Origin of the sequence: Streptomyces liangshanensis (assembly GCF_011694815.1) — a bacterium.
GTDB classification, from domain to species: Bacteria; Actinomycetota; Actinomycetes; order Streptomycetales; family Streptomycetaceae; genus Streptomyces; species Streptomyces liangshanensis.
This window is the reverse complement of sequence record NZ_CP050177.1, coordinates 4637453-4656074: the sequence shown is the minus strand read 5'-3', so window position 1 is coordinate 4656074 and position 18622 is coordinate 4637453. Positions and strand designations below refer to the sequence as shown.

The 18622-nt window shown below is 71.1% G+C and carries 18 protein-coding genes; 12 read left to right on the top strand and 6 right to left on the bottom strand.

Annotated elements, in window-relative coordinates; translation table 11 throughout:
- Positions 1-15: 15 nt before the first annotated feature.
- The 5 genes from HA039_RS20210 to mscL all read left to right on the top strand — a co-directional run bounded on the left by HA039_RS20210 (position 16) and on the right by mscL (position 4184).
- Positions 16-1344 carry an MFS transporter gene (locus tag HA039_RS20210; RefSeq protein ID WP_167031909.1) on the top strand — a complete coding sequence of 443 codons (1329 nt, stop codon included), beginning with the start codon at positions 16-18 and terminating at the stop codon, positions 1342-1344.
- Positions 1345-1410: 66 nt separating this feature from the next.
- Entirely contained in the window at positions 1411-1782 is a 372-nt protein-coding gene (locus HA039_RS20205; protein ID WP_167031906.1) for an FmdB family zinc ribbon protein, read from the top strand.
- A 76-nt stretch (positions 1783-1858) separates the two neighbouring features.
- On the top strand, positions 1859-2692 hold the full coding sequence (locus tag HA039_RS20200; protein WP_167031903.1) for an S-methyl-5'-thioadenosine phosphorylase: 834 nt from the start codon (positions 1859-1861) through the stop codon (positions 2690-2692).
- Between the two features lie 340 nt (positions 2693-3032).
- Complete coding sequence (locus HA039_RS20195; protein ID WP_341830026.1) at positions 3033-3575, top strand: RcpC/CpaB family pilus assembly protein; 543 nt, start codon at positions 3033-3035, stop codon at positions 3573-3575.
- A 123-nt stretch (positions 3576-3698) separates the two neighbouring features.
- On the top strand, positions 3699-4184 hold the full coding sequence (mscL, locus tag HA039_RS20190) for a large conductance mechanosensitive channel protein MscL (protein WP_167031897.1): 486 nt from the start codon (positions 3699-3701) through the stop codon (positions 4182-4184).
- A 43-nt stretch (positions 4185-4227) separates the two neighbouring features.
- Here the strand turns inward: mscL and HA039_RS20185 are convergent, their stop codons facing one another.
- A complete protein-coding gene (locus HA039_RS20185) occupies positions 4228-4437 on the bottom strand; it encodes a hypothetical protein (RefSeq protein ID WP_167031894.1) in 210 nt (69 codons plus the stop codon).
- Between the two features lie 57 nt (positions 4438-4494).
- Between HA039_RS20185 and HA039_RS20180 the strand changes: the two genes are divergently transcribed.
- The 3 genes from HA039_RS20180 to HA039_RS20170 all read left to right on the top strand — a co-directional run bounded on the left by HA039_RS20180 (position 4495) and on the right by HA039_RS20170 (position 7376).
- Positions 4495-5547 (top strand): P1 family peptidase, encoded by a 1053-nt coding sequence (locus HA039_RS20180; protein WP_167031891.1) that lies wholly within the window; start codon positions 4495-4497, stop codon positions 5545-5547.
- A gap of 123 nt (positions 5548-5670) precedes the next feature.
- Complete coding sequence (locus tag HA039_RS20175) at positions 5671-6444, top strand: DUF6227 family protein (RefSeq protein ID WP_167031888.1); 774 nt, start codon at positions 5671-5673, stop codon at positions 6442-6444.
- A gap of 266 nt (positions 6445-6710) precedes the next feature.
- Positions 6711-7376: a YdcF family protein gene (locus HA039_RS20170; RefSeq protein ID WP_167037196.1), complete on the top strand. Its 666-nt coding sequence runs from the start codon at positions 6711-6713 to the stop codon at positions 7374-7376.
- Here HA039_RS20170 and HA039_RS20165 read toward each other — a convergent pair.
- A complete protein-coding gene (locus HA039_RS20165; RefSeq protein WP_167031885.1) occupies positions 7318-8832 on the bottom strand; it encodes an MFS transporter in 1515 nt (504 codons plus the stop codon). The two genes, HA039_RS20170 and HA039_RS20165, sit on opposite strands and share 59 nt — an antisense overlap.
- Positions 8833-8893: 61 nt before the next feature.
- Between HA039_RS20165 and HA039_RS20160 the strand changes: the two genes are divergently transcribed.
- Positions 8894-9883, top strand: coding sequence for a helix-turn-helix transcriptional regulator (locus tag HA039_RS20160; protein ID WP_167031882.1), 990 nt, complete (start codon positions 8894-8896; stop codon positions 9881-9883).
- A 172-nt stretch (positions 9884-10055) separates the two neighbouring features.
- Here the strand turns inward: HA039_RS20160 and HA039_RS20155 are convergent, their stop codons facing one another.
- Positions 10056-11051 carry a sigma-70 family RNA polymerase sigma factor gene (locus HA039_RS20155; RefSeq protein WP_167031879.1) on the bottom strand — a complete coding sequence of 332 codons (996 nt, stop codon included), beginning with the start codon at positions 11049-11051 and terminating at the stop codon, positions 10056-10058.
- A gap of 524 nt (positions 11052-11575) precedes the next feature.
- Here HA039_RS20155 and HA039_RS20150 point away from each other — a divergent pair.
- The gene (locus HA039_RS20150) at positions 11576-12679 is read left to right on the top strand and encodes a questin oxidase family protein (protein ID WP_167037193.1); all 1104 of its coding nucleotides are present in this window, start codon (positions 11576-11578) and stop codon (positions 12677-12679) included.
- 37 nt (positions 12680-12716) lie between these two features.
- On the opposite strand, the gene HA039_RS20145 is transcribed toward HA039_RS20150, so the two are convergent.
- The gene (locus HA039_RS20145; RefSeq protein WP_167031875.1) at positions 12717-13499 is read right to left on the bottom strand and encodes a dioxygenase family protein; all 783 of its coding nucleotides are present in this window, start codon (positions 13497-13499) and stop codon (positions 12717-12719) included.
- A gap of 228 nt (positions 13500-13727) precedes the next feature.
- Here HA039_RS20145 and HA039_RS20140 point away from each other — a divergent pair, with 228 nt between their 5' ends.
- Positions 13728-14225 carry a MarR family winged helix-turn-helix transcriptional regulator gene (locus HA039_RS20140; protein ID WP_167037190.1) on the top strand — a complete coding sequence of 166 codons (498 nt, stop codon included), beginning with the start codon at positions 13728-13730 and terminating at the stop codon, positions 14223-14225.
- 151 nt (positions 14226-14376) lie between these two features.
- On the opposite strand, the gene HA039_RS20135 is transcribed toward HA039_RS20140, so the two are convergent.
- Positions 14377-15915, bottom strand: coding sequence for an MFS transporter (locus HA039_RS20135; protein ID WP_167031873.1), 1539 nt, complete (start codon positions 15913-15915; stop codon positions 14377-14379).
- A gap of 315 nt (positions 15916-16230) precedes the next feature.
- Positions 16231-16887 (bottom strand): TetR/AcrR family transcriptional regulator, encoded by a 657-nt coding sequence (locus HA039_RS20130; protein WP_243869604.1) that lies wholly within the window; start codon positions 16885-16887, stop codon positions 16231-16233.
- A 389-nt stretch (positions 16888-17276) separates the two neighbouring features.
- On the opposite strand from HA039_RS20130, the gene HA039_RS20125 reads away from it, so the two are divergent.
- Entirely contained in the window at positions 17277-18620 is a 1344-nt protein-coding gene (locus HA039_RS20125) for a M6 family metalloprotease domain-containing protein (protein WP_167031869.1), read from the top strand.
- Positions 18621-18622 lie beyond the last annotated feature (2 nt).

The following is an 18622-nucleotide window of genomic DNA, read 5'->3' as shown; positions in this document are numbered from 1 at the left end:
AGAAAGGCACGGACCGTGTCCCACACGGTCGACACCGCCGGGCGGTCCTCGGACACCGACACCACCGCGGCACCCCGCCCGGGCTACGGGCGGCTGCTGCGCACCCCCGGCGCCTGGACCTTCCTGCTGCCCGGCTTCGCCGCCCGGCAGCCCTTCGCGATGCTGACGATCGGCATCGTGCTGCTCGTCGAGCACACCTCCGGTTCGTACGGGACGGCCGGCGCCGTCGCCGCTGTGACCGGCGTCTCGATGGCGCTCTTCGCCCCGCAGGGCGGCAAGCTCGCCGACCGGTTCGGCCAACGCGCGGTCCTCGTACCGGGCGTGCTCGTCCACGCCGTGTCCGTCACGGCGCTGATCGCCCTGGCGCTGGCCGGGGCCCCGCTGTGGGCCCTGTTCGCGGCAGCCGTCCCCACGGGCGCCTCCGTCCCGCAGATCGGCCCCATGGTGCGGTCCCGCTGGGCGGCCGTCCTCGGGAAGGGGAACCGCTCCTCGCTGCTGCCGACAGCGGCCGCCTTCGAATCCGTGACCGACGAGTTCACCTTCGTCATCGGCCCGGTGCTCGCGACCGCGCTGGCCACCGGTGTCCACCCGGCGGCCGGGCTGATCGCCGAAGGGGCCCTCACCCTCGTCGGCGGCCTGCTCTTCGCGGCCCAGCGGGGCACCCAGCCGCGGACCGCGGAACAGCGCCGCCCGGGCGGTGCGGGCACCCCTGCCCGGCCGCGCGCCTCGGCCCTCTCGGTGCCGGGCATCCCGGTCCTCGCCGTGGCCTTCCTCGGCATCGGGTCGGTCTTCGGCGGGATGCAGGTCTCCCTGACGGCGTTCGCCGAGGAGATCGGGAAGCCCGGGAGCAACGGGGTGCTGTACGGCATCTTCGCGGCGGGCAACATGCTGGCCGGCATCGTGTGCGGCGCCGTGGCCTGGAAGGTGGGCCCGCGCCGCAGGCTGCTGCTGGCGTACGCGGCGCTGACGCTGGCCGCCTCCGTCCTGTGGACCGTGCATTCCGCTCCTCTTCTCGCCGGACTGGGTCTGCTCGTGGGTCTGTGCATCGCGCCCGCACTGATCACGGGCTACACGCTGGTCGAATCGCTGGTGCCGCCCGAAGCGCGCACCGAGGCCTTCACCTGGCTCACCGGGGCCGTGGCGCTCGGCCAGGCGGCGGCGGTCACCGTCGCCGGGCAGCTCGCCGACGCGCACGGCGCGAGCGCCGGATTCCTGGTGCCGCTCGCCGGTACCGCCCTGGCTCTGGCGACGCTGGTGGCGCTGCGCTCACGGCTCTCGCCGAAGGGTCCTGGACACGTCGCGGCGCGTGGGATGAGTCACCGCGTGCCGGTGACAGTGGACTGAACTCTCGGAATACGTCACTATGGAGCGTCGTTAGCACTCATTGAGTGAGAGTGCCAGGAGGAACAAGTGCCGACCTACCAGTACCAGTGCACCCAGTGTGGCGAGGGCCTCGAAGCGGTGCAGAAGTTCACCGATGACGCCCTCACCGTGTGCCCCGCCTGCGAGGGACGCCTGAAGAAGGTGTTCTCCGCGGTAGGCATCGTCTTCAAGGGGTCCGGGTTCTACCGGAACGACAGCCGCGGCTCGTCGTCCAGCAGCGCACCGGCCTCGGCGAGCTCCTCCACCTCGGGCTCCGCCGCCACGAAGTCGTCGTCGGACTCCAAGTCCGCGACAGCGGCCTCGTCGTCCTCCTCCGGCTCCTCGTCGGGCGCCGGCAGCTCGTCGAGCGGATCGAGCTCCGGCTCGTCGAGCAGCTCCAGCGGCTCCTCGGCCGCCTGATCCCTCCTCTCCGGGACCCCGCCGTCACCAACGGCCGGGGTCCTTGGCGTATGCCTGTGCGGCTAATGTGACCCCCATGGCGAACGCGGAGATCGGCGTGATCGGTGGGTCAGGTTTCTACTCCTTCCTGGAGGACGTCACCGAGGTCGAGGTGGACACTCCCTACGGAGCGCCCAGCGACTCCCTCTTCCTCGGCGAGATCGCGGGCCGGCGGGTCGCCTTCCTCCCCCGGCACGGACGTGCCCACGACCTGGCCCCCCACCGCATCAACTACCGCGCCAATCTCTGGGCGCTGCGGTCCGTCGGTGTGAAGCAGGTCCTCGGCCCGTGCGCCGTGGGCGGCCTGGTGCCCGAGTACGGACCGGGCACGCTCCTCGTACCCGATCAGCTGGTGGACCGGACGAAGGCGCGGACACAGACGTACTACGACGGGGTGCCGCTGCCCGACGGAAGCGCGTCCAAGGTCGTCCACATCTCGCTCGCCGACCCCTACTGCCCGGAGGGCCGTAAGTCCGCGCTGGCGGCGGCGCGGCGGCACGCGTGGGAGCCGGTCGACGGCGGAACGCTGGTAGTCATCGAAGGACCTCGTTTCTCGACCCGGGCGGAATCCCGGTGGCATGCGGCGATGGGCTGGTCGGTGGTCGGGATGACCGGACACCCCGAGGCGATCCTGGCTCGTGAACTCGGCCTCTGCTACACCTCCATGACGCTCGTGACGGACCTCGACGCGGGAGCGGAGACGGGTGAGGGCGTCTCGCACGAGGAGGTGCTGAGGGTGTTCGCTTCCAACGTGGACCGGCTGCGCACCGTCCTGTTCGACGCAGTGGGCGGACTGCAGGCGAGCGAGACCCGGAACTGTCTGTGTGCGCATGCGCTCGACGGAATCGACACCGGTCTGAAACTGCCCTGACCGAAACCGCGCCAAGCGGCCGGACGGCCGAACCACCCGAGCGAGTGGCCGAGTTATCCACAATCGGCGGGCTGTCCACAGGCCTCGGCGGGATCGCCGCGAAGCGTGGATCGTGAGGAGCGACCGCAGAAACTCCTCACGACCGGCGGTGGTTGCCATGTCCCGTTCTCCCGCGCACGATCACTCTTCTCACCCTCACCCCCGCGGGCCCCTGCCCCACCCGATCTCGACACCCCCGCTCTCCCCGTCCCCGGCCCCGAAGGCCCCGGTCCCGCTGCCCGGGCCCACCGGCTCGTCCGCGCCGGATCTCCGTGGCGTCCCGGCCTTCGAGCCCCTGCGGGTGAGCGGCCCCCGCCACCGGCTGAACCGGGCGCTGCGCAGGCGGCGGCGCGTGATGGCGGCGGGCCTGGCCATGACGGCGGCCGCCCTGGCCGCCGGCGGGGCGGGCGGATCGGTGGGGGCGCCGGGCGACACCGGGTCCCGGAGCGACAACGCGTCCGGCGCTCCCGACGCAGCCCCGCCGCCCGGCACCTCACCGCGTCACGCGACGGCCGCCGGTCCGCCACCTGTCGAAATGGCCTCCGCGCCCGTGCGGATCGCCGACGCGGCGACGGTACGGCTCCTGCGGCGCGGCGACCGGGTCGACGTGATCGCCACGCCCACCGCCGAGCTCGACGGCGGGGAGAAGGGGGCCGGGCCACGCGTGGTGGCGGCGGGTGCCCGGGTGGCGGAGATCCCCGAGCCCGGTGAAGGGGAGGGGGAAGCGGAGCTGGGGACGCCGACGGAGACCGGGGCGCTGGTCGTTCTGTCCGTGCCCCGCGCCACCGCCGCCGATCTGGCCGGGGCGAGCGCGGTGTCGCCCTTGGCGGTGACGCTGTGTTGAGTCGTACTGACGAGCTGGCGGGTCGCCTGATCGCGTATGCGGATTGGACAGCGCGGGCACACGCTGTCGTAGGTTGCGGGGCAGTTGGTCATCCGTACCGCAGATACGAAGAAGGGCTCACTCGTGAGCAAGGACAAGGAAAGCGTGCTGGCGGGCTTCAAGGCCTTCCTGATGCGCGGGAACGTGATCGACCTCGCGGTCGCGGTGGTCATCGGCGCGGCGTTCACGAACGTGGTGAACTCGGTCGTGAAGGGCATCATCAACCCACTGGTCGGCGCGTTCGGCACGAAGGACCTGAACGGGTACCAGTCGTGCCTCAAGTCGCCGTGCACGACGGACGCGGCGGGCAACGTCACGGGCATCCCGATCATGTGGGGACTGGTCCTCAGCTCGATCCTGACCTTCCTGATCACGGCAGGCGTCGTCTACTTCCTGATGGTGCTGCCCATGTCGAAGTTCCTCGCCCGGCGGGCCAAGAACCAGGCCGCCAAGGAAGAGGTGAAGGAGGTCATGGAGGTGAGCGAGCTGGAGGTCCTGAAGGAGATCAGGGACACGCTCGTGGCCCAGCGTGGGCCGGGCAACGGCGTACCCACCACCCGCACCCCCTAGGGCACGCCCTGGCCGTCCGCCGCCGGAGACCCGGCGGTCCGGATCAGATGTGGTGGGGCGGCTTCTCGTCCAGGAAACGGGCCAGGTCGGAGGCGCTGTCGCCACCGCCGGCGGGTCGCTCTCCCCAGCCGCCGTCCGTGTCGTCCGAGGACTGCTGGTCCAGCGGGTCGTCGAAGACAAGCCCCTGGCTCGGGCGGGGCGGCTTCGGCCGGAGAGGCTCCGCGGCCGGGTCGGGGGTGGGGGCGATGCTCATACCTCCAGAGTACGGTCACCGCGTTCCGGCGCGGATCCGCGGAAGGGAACGATGTTGATGGCAGCCAACGACGCGCTGACCGATGTGGCCGGGCTGAGGGTCGGCCACGCGCGGGTGGCGGGGGCGGCGGCTCTCACCGGGACGACCGTGGTCCTGGCGCCGGAGGGCGGGGTGGTGGCCGCGGTGGACGTACGGGGCGGCGGGCCGGCCACCCGGGAGACCGACGCCCTGGATCCGCGCAACATCGTCCGGCGCATCGACGCCGTCGTGCTGTCGGGCGGCAGCGCGTTCGGGCTCGAATCCGCGGCGGGCGTGATGGCCTGGCTGGAGGAGCGGGGGCGCGGGGTGCGGGTCGGGCCGGATCCCGCCCAGGTGGTGCCGGTCGTCCCGGCCGCCGGCATCTTCGACCTGGGCCGCGGGGGCGATTGGCTGATCCGCCCGGACGCGGCGACGGGGCGGGCCGCGGTGGAGGCGGCGGACGCCACCGGGAGCGGGGCGCCGGTCGCCGAGGGCGGGGTGGGCGCGGGCACGGGCGCCCTCGTCGGCCCCCTCAAGGGCGGGGTCGGCACGGCGAGCACGGTCCTGGCCTCCGGGATCACCGTCGCCGCGCTGGTCGTGGCGAACGCGGCGGGCTCGGCGGTCGATCCGCTGACCGGGGTGCTGTACGGGCGGTACTTCGACGGGCCGGTGACGTATCCGCGGGCCGAGGTCCACGAGGCGGCCCAGCGACGCCTGGCCGCACTCCGCGAACAGGCCGGGCCGCCGCCCCTGAACACCACGCTCGCCGTCGTCGCCACCGACGCCGGGCTGGACCGCCCGCAGGCGCAGAAGCTCGCGGGGACGGCGCACGACGGCATCGCGCGCGCCGTCCGTCCCGTACACCTGCTCCACGACGGCGACACCGTGTTCGCCCTCGCGACGGGCGACCGCCCGCTCGCCGACGACGGGCCGCTCGCCCTCAACGAGATCCTCGCTGCCGGGGCCGACGTCGTGACCAGGGCGATCGTGCGGGCCGTGCTCGCCGCGGAGAGCGTCGAGGGGGCGGGCGGAATGTTTCCCTCCTACCGGGAGTTGTACGGGCTCGACCGGCCTACGGGTCAACGGAGTTGAGGGGGCGCGAATGAACCACGCGAACGCGCCCATAGTTTTCATAAACTTGGGACGCAATGTCACCCCCAGGGGCTACGTTATGCAATCACCAAGTGACATGTGGCGACGGCCTGGAGACCCAACTTGAACGATCCGCATGAGACAACCGAGACGCACCTCGAGCGACTCCTGGGTCGGGCACTCAACTCCTTCGACCTTCCCGACGCACTGGTCGAGCGGCTCGATTCGGCGTTGGCCCACGCCAGTTCGCTGTGTTCCGCCCACCACAGTGCCGGACTGCACCGCGAAACATACCGACACTCCTACCTCCTCACCGACGGCAGCACCCTGACGCTCTGGGAGCTGGTGCACAACACCGGGCGGGGCGGTGCGCAGCTGCACGAGCTGTACGCCGACGAGGCCGAGGCGCAGTTGGCGGCGTCGCGGCTGTGCCGCCCGGGCAGCCCCGAGGCGCCGCGGCTCGGGACGCCGGAGCCCTTGCTCTCCGCCGGGCCGCCGGCCTTCGACGAGCTCGACTTCGACCTCTTGGACCGCCTGTTGGCGGCGCCACCGACGCCACAGCCCCGTATGTATGTGCCGGACAACTCCCCGGACCACGCCCGCAGGGTCCTGCGCCGCGCGGAGAACGCCGACCGGCCGGGCGAGGAGACGGCGCGGTTGCTGCGGACCGCCTTCGCCCACCACATCACGCAGGTATTCGGGCGACAGTGCCAGGTGGAGGGCAAGGATGCGGGCTTCATGCTCTACGAGCACGCGTTTTTACTCGTTGACGGCAGTGAGATGAGCCTGTGGGAGGTCGAGCACACGGCGACGCCGGACGGGCGTCACATGTGCGAGGTGTACGGGGCGGAGCGGGTTGCGCGCGACGTGATGGAGGCCAGGGCGCGGGTTCGTTAGGACGCGTGGACTTGGGCGGGCGCCGCGTTGCCCGTGCGGCGGGCGGCGCATCGGCCTCGTGGCCGACCTGTTGTCCTCAAGCGCCGGACGGGCTTGGGGGTGCCTCTGTCCGTGCTTGGGTGCGGCTTACCGATGTCCTCAAACGCCGGACAGGCTGGGGAGAGCGCTGGTCGGGCTGGGTCTAGGTCGGTCTTCGGGCTGAGGTGTGGGAGGTATGGGGCGTGGATCGCTCTCGGGACATCGAGACCGTGTGGGGCTACCACCTCATGCGGCATACCCCCCGCGTCGTCGATGTCGCGGTCGGGCTCGGGAGTCATGATCTCGGGGTCGCGGCGCACTGCGCCGCGTTGTATCACGCGGGGCTGTTCAAGACCCTGCTGTTCACCGGTGGCAACAGCCCGGGCACGCTCGACTGGTTCCCCCGCGGGGAGGCGACGCACTTCCGCGAGCACGCGCTCGCCCTCGGCGTCCCCGACGAGGCGATCGTGGTGGAGCCGGACGCGGCCAACACCGGGGAGAACATCGCGTTCTCGCGCGACCTGCTCGCCGCGGCCGGGGTCGTGCCGCGAAGCGTGCTGCTCGTCTCCAAGCCGTACATGGAGCGCCGGGCCTACGCCACGGCCCGGAAGCTGTGGCCCGAGGTCGAGGTGACCTGTGCCTCGGTGCCGCTGGGGTTCGACGCGTACGTCAAGACGATGGGGGACGAGAAGCTGGTCGTCGACATGATGGTCGGCGATCTCCAGCGGGTCATCGAGTACCCGAAGCGCGGGTACGCCGTCGAGCAGGACGTGCCGGAGGAGGTGCTCGCCGCGTTCGCGTCCCTCGTGGACGCGGGTTACGACGGGCACCTCCTGGGTGAGGTGACGAAGCCGCTCAGCCCGCCGCGCGTTCAGCGCTCCGCGCCTTCGACGGCAGCGCGAACATCACCGTGAAGATCAGCGTCAGGACGCCCACGACCCACCACAGGGCGTTCTGGAAGCCGTCCGTGAACGCCGCGGCCGTCGCCGCCGGGTCCGGCGCCCCGCCCAGGCGGTCGTCGACGACACCGAAGAAGACCACCGACACCAGGCCGAGGCCCAGCGCGTTGCCCATCTGCTGGGTCGTGTTGATGAGGCCGGACGCCGAGCCGGCGTGTTCGCGGGGCACCTCCGACAGCACCGCGTCCGTCAGCGGCGCCACGATCAGGCCCATCCCGACCCCCATGACCGTGAGCGGCAGGATCATCTGCCACGAGTGGATGTGCGTGCCGTAGCGCGCGGCCTCACCGATGTAGAGGAGCAGGCCCACGATCATCGTCAGCGCACCGGCCTGGAGCACCTTGCGGCCGAAGCGCGGAACGAGGATCTGCACGGAGAGCCCGGCGGCGACGGACACCGCGACGGAGAACGGCAGACCGGTCAGGCCGGCGCGCAGCGGGGTCCAGCCGAGGCCGATCTGCATGTACAGCGTCCAGACCAGGAAGAAGATGCCCAGGGCGACACCGAACGTGAGCTGGACGGCGATGCCCGCGACGAAGCTCTTGACCTTGAAGAGGGAGAGTTCGACGAGCGGCGACCCGTCCTTGCGCGTCTTGTACTTCTCGTACGCCACGAACGCGCCGAAGACGACCAGGCTGCCCGCCATGCACAGGTGGCCCCAGAGCGGCCAGCCCAACTCGCGCCCCCGGGTGAGGGGGTAGATCAGCATCAGCAGGCCGGCGGTCACCAGCACGACGCCGACGAGGTCGAGGCGCAGCGCCTTGGGCGCCTTGGACTCGGTGATGAACTTCCGGCCCAGCAGCACACCGGCGATCCCCACGGGCAGGTTGATGAGGAAGATCGGGCGCCATTCGAGGCCGAACAGGTTCCACTGGGTGAGCAGCGCCCCGAGCAGCGGTCCCGAGACGGCGCCCAGCCCGATGACCGCGCCGAACATCCCGAAGACCTTGCCGCGTTCGTGGGCCGGGAAGGTGGCGTGGATGATCGCCAGCACCTGAGGCACCATCAGCGCGGCCATCGCGCCTTGGAGGAGGCGGGAGGCGACGAGCATGTCCGGGTTCACCGCGAACCCGCAGAGCGCCGAGGCGACGGTGAAGCCGGTGATGCCCACGAGGAAGAGCCGCTTGCGGCCGTAGATGTCACCGAGCCGGCCGCCGGTGATCAGCCCGGCCGCGAAGGCCAGCGCGTATCCGGCGGTGATCCACTGGATCGCCCCGAAGGAGGTCGACAGGTCCCGCTCGATGCTCGGGACGGCGATGTTGACGATGGTGACGTCGACCAGGTCCATGAAGGCCGCGGTCATGACGACCGCGAGCGCCAGCCAGCGGCGCCGGTCGCCGGTGAGGTCGTGGTCCCCGGGTTCGGTGGCAGGAAGAGAAGCCGTATCCGGTACGGCGGCCGAAGTGGTCATGCGGAGAAGCTAGAGGCCATATAGGCCAGGTTGTGTCCTAGATGGCCGCCATCATGGAGCCATGACCGACACTCCGGCACGGCTCCTCAGTCTCCTCTCCCTCCTCCAGACGCCGCGCGAGTGGCCGGGCAGCGAGCTGGCCCAGCGGCTCGACGTCAGCCCGCGCACCATCCGGCGCGACATCGACCGGCTGCGTGACCTGGGCTATCCGGTCGAGGCGTCCAAGGGCGCGGTCGGCGGCTACCGCCTGGTGGCCGGCACCGCGATGCCGCCGCTGCTCCTCGACGACGAGGAGGCCGTCGCCATCGCGGTGGGACTGCGCGCCGGTGCGGGGCATGCCATCGAGGGCGTCGAGGAGGCGTCCGTACGCGCGCTCGCGAAGCTGGAGCAGGTGCTGCCGTCGCGGTTGCGGCACCGCGTCTCCACGCTCCAGGCCGCGACGATGCCGCTGACGCGGGGCGACGGCGCGACCATTGACGCGCGGACGCTGACGGTGATCGCGTCGGCCGTCACGGGTAAGGAGCGGCTGCGCTTCGGCTACCGGTCGGGCGACGGTACGGAGACGAACCGTCAGGTCGAGCCGTACCGCCTGGTGTCGACGGGGCGGCGGTGGTACCTGGTGGCGTACGACCTGGGGCGGGAGGACTGGCGTACGTTCCGCGTCGACCGGGTCAGCGATCCCGTGGCCACCGGCGCGCGCTTCACGCCACGCGAACTGCCCACGGGGGACGCGGCGAAGTTCATGGAGCGGTCCATGGCACGGATGCAGCCGCGGGTGGAGGTGGATGTGAGCTTCGCCGCGCCCGCGGAGTTCGTGGCGGCGCGCCTGCCCGCGTACCTCGGCGCACCCGAGCCGACCGGGCCGGACTCCTGCCGGCTGCGCACCACGTCGCGCGACTCGCTGGAGTGGCTGGCGCTGCGCTTCTCTCTGGTGGACTGCGAGTTCACGGCCCACGGCCCGCCGGAACTGACCGACTACCTGAGCGACCTGGGCGCGCGGCTCACCCGGGCGGCGGCGGCTCCGACGGGCCCGAAAGCCCCCGGAGCGTAGGCGGACCCGACCTCCGGGCCGAGGTAAGTCCCGGCACCCGGGCAGAGGTGAGCCCCGGCACCTGGGGGGGGTTGGTGCCGGGGCTCGTCTGTGGGGGCCGACATGTCGGCCCGTACGCGACGCCCGGAAGCGATGTGCGTAAGGCTGACACTACGGCCGATGGGCGGCGACGTCACGCCGCCGCGTCGAAGCCGGTGTCACGAGCCATTTTCTTCAGCTCCATGAGCGCGTGCTTTTCGATCTGCCGGATCCGCTCACGGGTGAGGCCGTGCTCCTTGCCGACCTCGGTCAGCGTGCGCTCCCGGCCGTCCACGATGCCGTAACGCATCTTGATGATCGACGCCGTGCGCTCGTCGAGCTTGCCGATCAGGTCGTCGAGCTCCTCACTGCGCAGGAGCGTCATGACGGACTGCTCGGGCGAGACGGCGGAGGTGTCCTCCAGCAGGTCGCCGAACTGGGTGTCCCCGTCGTCGTCCACCGACATGTTCAGGCTGACCGGGTCACGGGCCCAGTCCAGCACGTCGTTCACCCGCTCCGGCGTCGAGTCCAGCTCCTTGGCGACCTCGGCGGGCTCGGGATCGCGGCCGTGCTCGCGGTTGAACTCGCGCTGCACGCGGCGGATCCTGCCCAGCTCCTCCACCAGGTGGACGGGCAGCCGGATCGTACGGGACTGGTCCGCTATGGACCGGGTGATGGCCTGACGTATCCACCACGTCGCGTACGTCGAGAACTTGAAGCCCTTGGCGTAGTCGAACTTCTCCACGGCACGCACCAGGCCGGCGTTGCCCTCCTGGATCAGGTCGAGCAGGGGCAGGCCGCTGCGCGGATACCTGCGCGCGACCGCCACCACCAGACGGAGGTTCGAGCGGATGAAGACGTCCTTCGCGCGCTCGCCCGCGACGACCAGCGCCTCGAGCTCTTCGTGCGAAGCTCCGCCCGCCTCGCTCCTCACCTCTCCGTCGAGGATCTGCCGGGCGAACACACCTGCCTCGATGGTCTGGGACAGCTCGACTTCCTTGGCGGCGTCGAGCAGGGGTGTGCGCGCTATCTCGTCGAGGTACATGCCGACCAGGTCGCGGTCGGCGATCTCCCCGCCCACGGCGCGAACACTGCTTGCCGCTTTCGAACCACCAGTGGTGGAACGACGGGCGACGGCACGGGTTGCCATGCGAGCTCCCTTACTGGACTGAGTAGGTCGCGACACCCATTCGGGTGCCCTGCATCCGTTGGAAACAACGACTGGAATCAGGACAGAATTCCCCTGCGTGCCTGGATTTTTGTGATCATGCAGTACCCTGTCCGGCTCACGAGCGAGGGCGCACGCCTCAGCGGCCGGCGGACGTGCAGGTCAGGCCGGGGCGGAGGCCGATCTCGGCACACTCACGGACATTTACCACCACTTCACCCCTGAGACGGCCGTCACATTCGGCGCGGTCGTTCTCACTTCGGTTCTCACTTCGGAGGAGCGGTCACCGTTGCCGCGCCCCCGCCCTGTAAAGACCGCCCGCACGCCCTTTTGGTTGCTGAGGACTCGGGCCCGAGACCTAGGCCCGCCCGCCGTCACCGTAGGTCCGCAGGCCGTTACGCCGCCGACGGTCCCCCGCCTAGCGTGCGGATATGGACATCACCGGCATCAGTGAGAACAACAGCGACGGCCCGGGCGATTCCGCCCACGCGCCCGCTTTCTCCCCCATGTCCCCCTTCGCCCCCCTCGCGCCCGACACCACCGGCACGCTCGACGAGGCGCTGGAGCGGTTGCACGCCTCCGGGCCCGAGCGCCAGGGGTACCTGAGCAACCACGGCCCGATGGCCGTGGAGGCGTTGGTACGGCACGGCCAGGCGCCCACCGTCCACCGCTGGCTCGACCACTACCGCGACCGCCTGGAGGACATGCCCCCGACCGGCGCCCCGGTCACGGCGGACACCTGGCGGGAGGCGCTCGGCGACATCGGGCGCGTCGCCGACTGGACCGGATACTTCGGGCGCGAGACGGCGGAACACCCCTGGCGCGACGTGCTCGCCACGTGGTGGCCCCGGCTGCTGCCCGGCATCGCGGGGGGCGCGACGCATCCGGTGATCCGCGTGGGGCATGCCGTACGGACGCTGCTGACGACCGAGGAGACCGCCCCGCGCCTAGCGGAGCTGGCGCACGGTCTCGGGTACTGGGCCGCGCGGTACCGCCCGCTCCCGCCGCTGGTACGGCTCCCCCTGGTACGGCTCCCCGGCGCGACGGGCGCCGCGGCCGCGCTGGCCGCCGTACCGCCCGTGGCCGAACGGACCGGGGGTATCGAGCAGCGGCTCAGGCTGCTCACGGCGTTCCCCGACTGGCCGCGGGCCGGTGCCGGCCCTGCCGGCCCCGAGGCCGCGCGGGAGCTGCTGGGGGAGCTGGTGAGCGCGGCGGTGCACCGTTACGCGACCCACGGGCACGGCGAGCCGATCATGCTCGTGCACGCCGCGACCGCGCCGAACGCCGTGCTCCGCACCCTCCCCGCCCTCCCGCCCGAGCTGTGGGCGCCGAGCCTGGAGGCCGCCTGGGCGGCGAGCGCGGCCGTGACCGCCGCGTACGCGCCGGACGACCCCGCGCCGTACGCGCCGACCTCGCTCGCGCCGGAGGAGGTCTTCGCGCGGGCGGCGGCGCACGGCGACGACCACACGATCAAGTTCACGGACACGGCCTTGGACGCGGCGGGGTTCGGCGCCCCCAGGTCCGGCGCTCCCGGGTCCGGCGACCGTACCGACAGCGTCGCGCTCGCCGCCGCCGTACGGGCCATCGAACTCAACCCGCCGGCGTTCTGAGAACCGGACCGGCCCCGGCCAACACCCCGCCCACACCTCAGCCGAACTGCAACGACCTCTTCGCCAGCCCCATCCAGAAGCCGTCGATCACACTCCGCCCTCTGTCCAGCTCCCCCTCCGACGCGCCGAGCGTGACGAAGAGCGGCGCGAAGTGTCCCGTACGGGGATGGGCCAGCCGCCCGGCCGGCGCCTTGTTCTCGAAGTCGAGCAGGGCGTCGATGTCCTGCGCGAGGAGCGCCCGCGTACCCCAGTCGTCGAACTCCGCCGACCATCCGGGCACCCCGCCGCCCGCGTGTCGCAGGGCCGCCAGGTTGTGGGTGAAGAACCCGCTGCCGACGATCAGCACACCCTCGTCGCGCAGCGGCGCCAGCTTGCGCCCGATCTCCAGCAGCTTCCGGGGATCGAGCGTGGGCATGGAGACCTGGAGCACGGGGATGTCGGCCTCGGGGAACATCTCCACCAGCGGCACGTACGCGCCGTGGTCGAGGCCCCGGTCCGGCACGTCCTGCACGGGCGTACCGGCTCCGCGCAGCAACTTCCTTACGGAATCGGCCAGTTCCGGCGCGCCCGGCGCCGCGTACTCCACGGTGTAATAGCGTTCGGGGAATCCCCAGAAGTCGTAGACGAGGGGTACGGTCTCGGTCGCACTAAGCGCGAGGGGGGCCTCCTCCCAGTGGGCGGAGACCATCAGGATCGCCTTGGGGCGGGGCAGGGCCGCGGACCACGCGGCCAGCTCCCGGGTCCAGTTCATGTCGTCCGCGAGAGGCGGCGCGCCGTGGGAGAGGTAGAGGGCAGGCATGCGCTCCGCGACGGCGTTCATGGCGACTCCAAAGACTTGAGACTTCAAGCACTTGCCGCGTGCAGCCTATCCGTATCTAGTTTAACTTTCAAGAATAGGTAGAGTGGCCTCATGACCACGGCATCCTCCGGCAGCGCGGCCGGTACGGGCGGTTCAGGCAGTGCAGGCGATACAGGCGGCAGAGGCGATACGGGTGGTACAGGCGGTGCGGACGGCACAGGTGACGCGAGCGGTACGAGCCGGAGCCGTATAGCCGACGACGCCGAACCGCGCTGGCTCACCCCCGCCGAGCAGGACACCTGGCAGGCCTACGTCCAGGGCAGCACCCTCCTGGAGGACCACCTCGACCGCCAGCTCCAGGGCGACGCCGGCATGCCGCACATCTACTACGCGCTGATGGTCTACCTCGCCCGCGCGCCCCGCCGCCGCATGCGGATGACCGAGCTGGCCAGGGCCGCCAAGATCACCCGGTCCCGGCTCTCGCACGCGGTCGCCCGGCTGGAGAAGTACGGCTGGGTCCAGCGCGAGGAGTGCGCCTCGGACAAGCGCGGCCAGAACGCGTACCTGACGGAGGAGGGCAACGCGGTCCTCGCGCGGTCCGCGCCGGGGCACGTCACCGCCGTACGGCAGGCGATCTTCGACCGGCTGACTCCCGAGCAGGTGAAGCAGTTCGGGGAGATCATGTGGGTGATCGCGAAGGGGTTGCAGCCGGAGGGTACGGGCGCGGATCTGCCCTGGCGCCGCTGAACCACCGCGACACCAGGGCAGATCCGTCGTTACCGTGCGACGCGGTCGCCGACCGCGCTTCGTTCTTCTGCGGCGATCTCCTACGGCGTTCTACTGCCGCTTCCTCCCGCCGCTTTCTCCTCGGGCACCCTCAGTGCGTCGCGAGCGAACCTCAGTGCATCGCGACCGGGACCTGGACCTCGCCCTCGGCCCCTTCGCCGCCGGCGATCTTCGTCGGGTCCATGTTCGGACGCCCGGCGGTGATGAACGAGACCGCGATCGCCGAGGCGACGACCAGGATCCCGACCGCCCACCAGATGGCGCTCGCGTAACCGTGCACCAGCGCCTCGGCCTGGAGCAGCTTCGGACCGCCGGAACCGGCGACGTGCGAGGCGAGGTACGAGGTGGTCGCGGAGGCCGCGATCGTGTTCAGCAGGGCCGTACCGACCGCGCCGCCGACCTGCTGCGAGGTGTTCACCATCGCGGAGGCGACGCCCGAGTCACGCGGCTCGACGCCGAACGTGGCGAGGGACATGGCGGGCATGAACGCCGTACCCATGCCGAGGCCGAGCATGACCTCCGCGGGGAGGATCAGACCGGCGTACGAGGAGCCGATCGACAGCTGCGTCAGCAGCAGCATGCCGACGGCGGCGAGCAGGAAGCCCGGGCCCATCAGCAGCCGGGCGGGCACCCGGGTCATCAGGCGGGCGCCGATCTGGGTCGAGCCGATGATCATGCCCGCGATCATCGGGAGGAAGGCGAAGCCGGTCTCGACCGGCGAGTAGCCCTTCACGATCTGGAGGTAGAACGTGAGGAAGAGGAAGAGCCCGAACATCGCGATGATCGCGAGGCCCAGCGAGAGGTAGACACCACCGCGGTTGCGGTTGGTCACCACGCGCAGCGGCAGCAGCGGGTTCTTGACCTTGGACTCGACCACCGCGAACGCCGTGAGGAGCACGACGGTGGCGACGAAGAGACCGATGGTCGTCGGGTCGGACCAGCCCTTGGACTCGGCGCGGGTGAAGCCGTACACGAGCGAGACCAGGCCCAGCGTGGACAGGACCACGCCCGGGATGTCGAGGGCGGAGCGGTTACGGCCGCCCGCGGGCTCGCGGATCACGAAGTAGGCGCCGAGGGCGGCGACCACCGCGAACGGGACGTTGACGAAGAAGGTCCAGCGCCAGTCAAGGTACTCGGTGAGGAAGCCGCCGAGGATCAGACCCACGGCGCCACCGCCACCGGCGATCGCCCCGTAGATACCGAAGGCCTTGGCGCGCTCCTTGGGATCGGTGAAGGTCACCGCGAGGAGCGACAGGGCCGCGGGGGCGAGCAGGGCGCCGAAGGCACCCTGGAGGGCACGGGCGCCGAGCAGCATGTACTCGCTGGTGGCCGCGCCGCCGAGCGCGGACGCCAGGGCGAAGCCGGACAGGCCGACGACGAAGCTGCGCTTGCGTCCCCACAGGTCGGCGATGCGGCCGCCGAAGAGGAGGAGACCGCCGAAGGCGAGCGCGTAGGCCGTGATGACCCACTGCCGGTTGCCGTCCGATATCCCGAGGTCCTTCTGGGCGGAGGGCAGGGCGATGTTCACGATCGTCGCGTCGAGGACGACCATCAGCTGGGCGAGCGCGATGAACGCCAACGCTTTCCAGCGGGTCGGGTCAGGAGCCGAGGCGTCCTGGGCGGGGAGCCGGGTTTCGGCTGTTTTTGACATGGAGGGATCCACCTAAGGGTGCAGAAAGGCGAAAACGTACGTAAGTACATGCGACGGTGCATGCCTTACGAGGTCATGGAGTCACTGGGGTCACAGGGTGACGGAGTGATGGACGGACGGATTCCGGCACCGTGTCCGGTGCGTCCGCCCTGGTGGGTCTGGTGGGTCTGGTGAGCCTGGTGAAGTCTCGTCTGGAAGATCCGCGGCGCGCGGTCCTCACGTACGGTCCGTGGTCTTGCTTGCGTCTTGTGGTGAGGGTTTGTTGCGTGGGTCTTGTTCCGTGGGTCTTGTTCCGTGGTCTTGGTTCAGGGCGCGTCACGGAGCGGCGCGGCGCAGATCCTCCAGAGTGGCGGCCTTGCCCGGCAGTACGGAGCGGGCCGGGGCGGCCAGTCCGTCCAGGAACAGCTGCAGGTGCCGGTGGGTGAACCGGTCCATGTCCACGCAGCCGGTACCGGGCAACGGGCGGGTGAGCTGGGACAGCGCGACCATCAGATCGCCCACGGCGACGTCGGTGCGCAGCTGTCCGGTCCTTCTCGCCCTCTCCATCAGCCCTTCCACGGCGCCTTCGAGGCGCTCGCGCTGGGCGTCCAGATCGGGTCGGTCCCGGTCGAACGTACCGGAGAGCATGGGGCACAGGGCCCCGATCCGTTCGTCGGCGGCCGCGTGCACGAAGCGGCGCAGCGCGGCGAACGGGTCGTCCTCCTCGATCGCGGCCCGTTCCGCCTGTTCGGCGGTACGGGCCATGACGGAGAGCACGACGTCGTGGACGAGGGAGCGCCGGTCGGGGAAGTGCCGGTACAGCGTGGCGTTCCCGATGCCGGCGCGGCGGGCGATCTCGTCGAGCGCGGCCTCGGGGCCGAACTCCACGAACATCTCGCGGGCCGCGTGCACGATCCGCTCCCGGTTGCGCAGCGCGTCGGCGCGCGGCCGGGGAATGCGGCGCACACGTGGTTCCGCGGCGGTGGTGCTCACGTCCAGCCCTCCCTCGGCTCGTCTCGTCCTGTCGGTCCTGCTCGTCCTCGTCCGTGTCGTACAACCATCTTGTACGGCTCGTACGTGTCCCATGTGTCGTGCATGTGGCTGATACATGTCGGTCCGACCGTTCAGCCGGTCCCGGTAAGCGGGGATCGCGTCCCCGTTTCCCTGCGACACACGTGCAAACGGGGAGAGGGTCCCCGCTTATTTCACCTCCCTCGCGTGACCTGGGTCACACCCAAAAGGATCATGCGCGAAACACGCACAAATCCGCGAAAAACGCACGATCGGCGCACCCAGCGAGCGCCGACACGCCGACCGACGGAGGGTGATCGAACAGGCAGCGGTCAGGACCGGCCCGCCGCCGCGGACCCGGAGGCGACCGCATGCAGCAGACGCGTCGGATACGCAGGGGCGGGGACGACGGCCGGCCGGGCCCGTACCGCGGCCGTTCGGGTCCGCGCCGCGGCCGGCACCGCAGACCCGGCCGGATCGGCGCCCTCGCGGGTCTCGCCGCCCTCACCCTCGCCGCGCTCACCACGGCGAGCACGACACTCCAGGCCCCGTCCCGGGCCAGCGCGGGTCCGGTGGCCACCGGCCAGGACTCGGCCCTCGGCCCGTGCCGTATCGCGTCCGCCTCCCACGTACAGATGTCCGAGGGCGTGCCCACACCGCCCGGCTACTCCCCCTCCACCGGCAAGGTCCGGGCCCTCAACCTGATGATCGACTTCCCCGACGCGCCGGGCCCGGGGGCCGCGCTCGGGCGGATGGCGGAGTTCTTCCCGCAGACGTCGGAGTGGTTCAGGACCAGCTCGTACGGGCGGCTCGACTACCGTCCCGAGGCCCCGGTGACGAGCTGGCTGCGGATGCCGCGGGACTTCACGGCGTACGGGATAGTGCGCGGGTCACCGTACGAGCCCGGCTACCGGAAGCTCGTCGAGGACATCGTGCGGGCGGCGGACCCGAAGGTCGACTTCAGCGCGTACGACCTCGTCAACATCCTGGTCACGCCCAACGCGGGCCCCTCGGCGCTGGACACGGTCCTGTCGGTGACCTTCTCGGGGAACGGCGACGCGCCCCACGCGGACGGCGTGCCGCTCGCCAACACGTCGTTCGTCTACAGCCGCCAGGACGACGGCTCGGGGTCGTACGCGGAAACCGGCTACCGGGTGCTGCCCCACGAGAACGGCCACGTCTTCGGCCTGCCCGACCTCTACACGCCGCAGGGCGGGGGCACGGTCGGGCACTGGGACATCATGTCGGAGGACTGGGGGGCCAACAACGACCTGCTGGGCTGGCACAAGTGGAAGCTCGGCTGGCTCGACGACTCGCAGATCAGCTGCGCCGCGGCGAACGGGAGCAGTGAGCACGTGCTGGGGCCGCTGGCGACGGCCGGCGGGCCGAAGATGACGTTCGTGCCGATATCCGAGGACGCGGGGTACGCGATCGAGGTACGGACCCGGGCGGGCAACGACGACGCGGTGTGCCGGCCGGGGGTGCTGATCTACCGGGTGGACTCGGGCGTGGACACGGGACGCGGGCCGGTGACGGTGGCGGACAGCGCGAAGACGAGCGGGGGCTGTACGCGGCGGCCGAACGTGCACGCGGAGCTGTCGGACGCGCCGTACCGCCCGGGCGAGTCCTTCGTGGACCGGGCGAACGGGATCCGGATCGCGGTGGTGGGGGAGGAGCGGGGCGGGGACTTCAGGGTGCGGGTGACGCGGTCGTAGGG

Excerpts from the sequence above, each read along its gene's own strand:
- HA039_RS20165 (WP_167031885.1), bottom strand. The coding sequence starts at position 8,832 with ATGACCACTTCGGCCGCCGTACCGGATACGGCTTCTCTTCCTGCCACC.
- HA039_RS20160 (WP_167031882.1), top strand. The coding sequence starts at position 8,894 with ATGACCGACACTCCGGCACGGCTCCTCAGTCTCCTCTCCCTCCTCCAG.
- HA039_RS20170 (WP_167037196.1), top strand. The coding sequence starts at position 6,711 with ATGCGGCATACCCCCCGCGTCGTCGATGTCGCGGTCGGGCTCGGGAGT.
- HA039_RS20185 (WP_167031894.1), bottom strand. The coding sequence starts at position 4,437 with ATGAGCATCGCCCCCACCCCCGACCCGGCCGCGGAGCCTCTCCGGCCG.
- HA039_RS20135 (WP_167031873.1), bottom strand. The coding sequence starts at position 15,915 with ATGTCAAAAACAGCCGAAACCCGGCTCCCCGCCCAGGACGCCTCGGCT.
- HA039_RS20145 (WP_167031875.1), bottom strand. The coding sequence starts at position 13,499 with ATGAACGCCGTCGCGGAGCGCATGCCTGCCCTCTACCTCTCCCACGGC.
- HA039_RS20200 (WP_167031903.1), top strand. The coding sequence starts at position 1,859 with ATGGCGAACGCGGAGATCGGCGTGATCGGTGGGTCAGGTTTCTACTCC.
- HA039_RS20150 (WP_167037193.1), top strand. The coding sequence starts at position 11,576 with ATGTCCCCCTTCGCCCCCCTCGCGCCCGACACCACCGGCACGCTCGAC.
- HA039_RS20155 (WP_167031879.1), bottom strand. The coding sequence starts at position 11,051 with ATGGCAACCCGTGCCGTCGCCCGTCGTTCCACCACTGGTGGTTCGAAA.
- HA039_RS20125 (WP_167031869.1), top strand. The coding sequence starts at position 17,277 with ATGCAGCAGACGCGTCGGATACGCAGGGGCGGGGACGACGGCCGGCCG.
- HA039_RS20180 (WP_167031891.1), top strand. The coding sequence starts at position 4,495 with ATGGCAGCCAACGACGCGCTGACCGATGTGGCCGGGCTGAGGGTCGGC.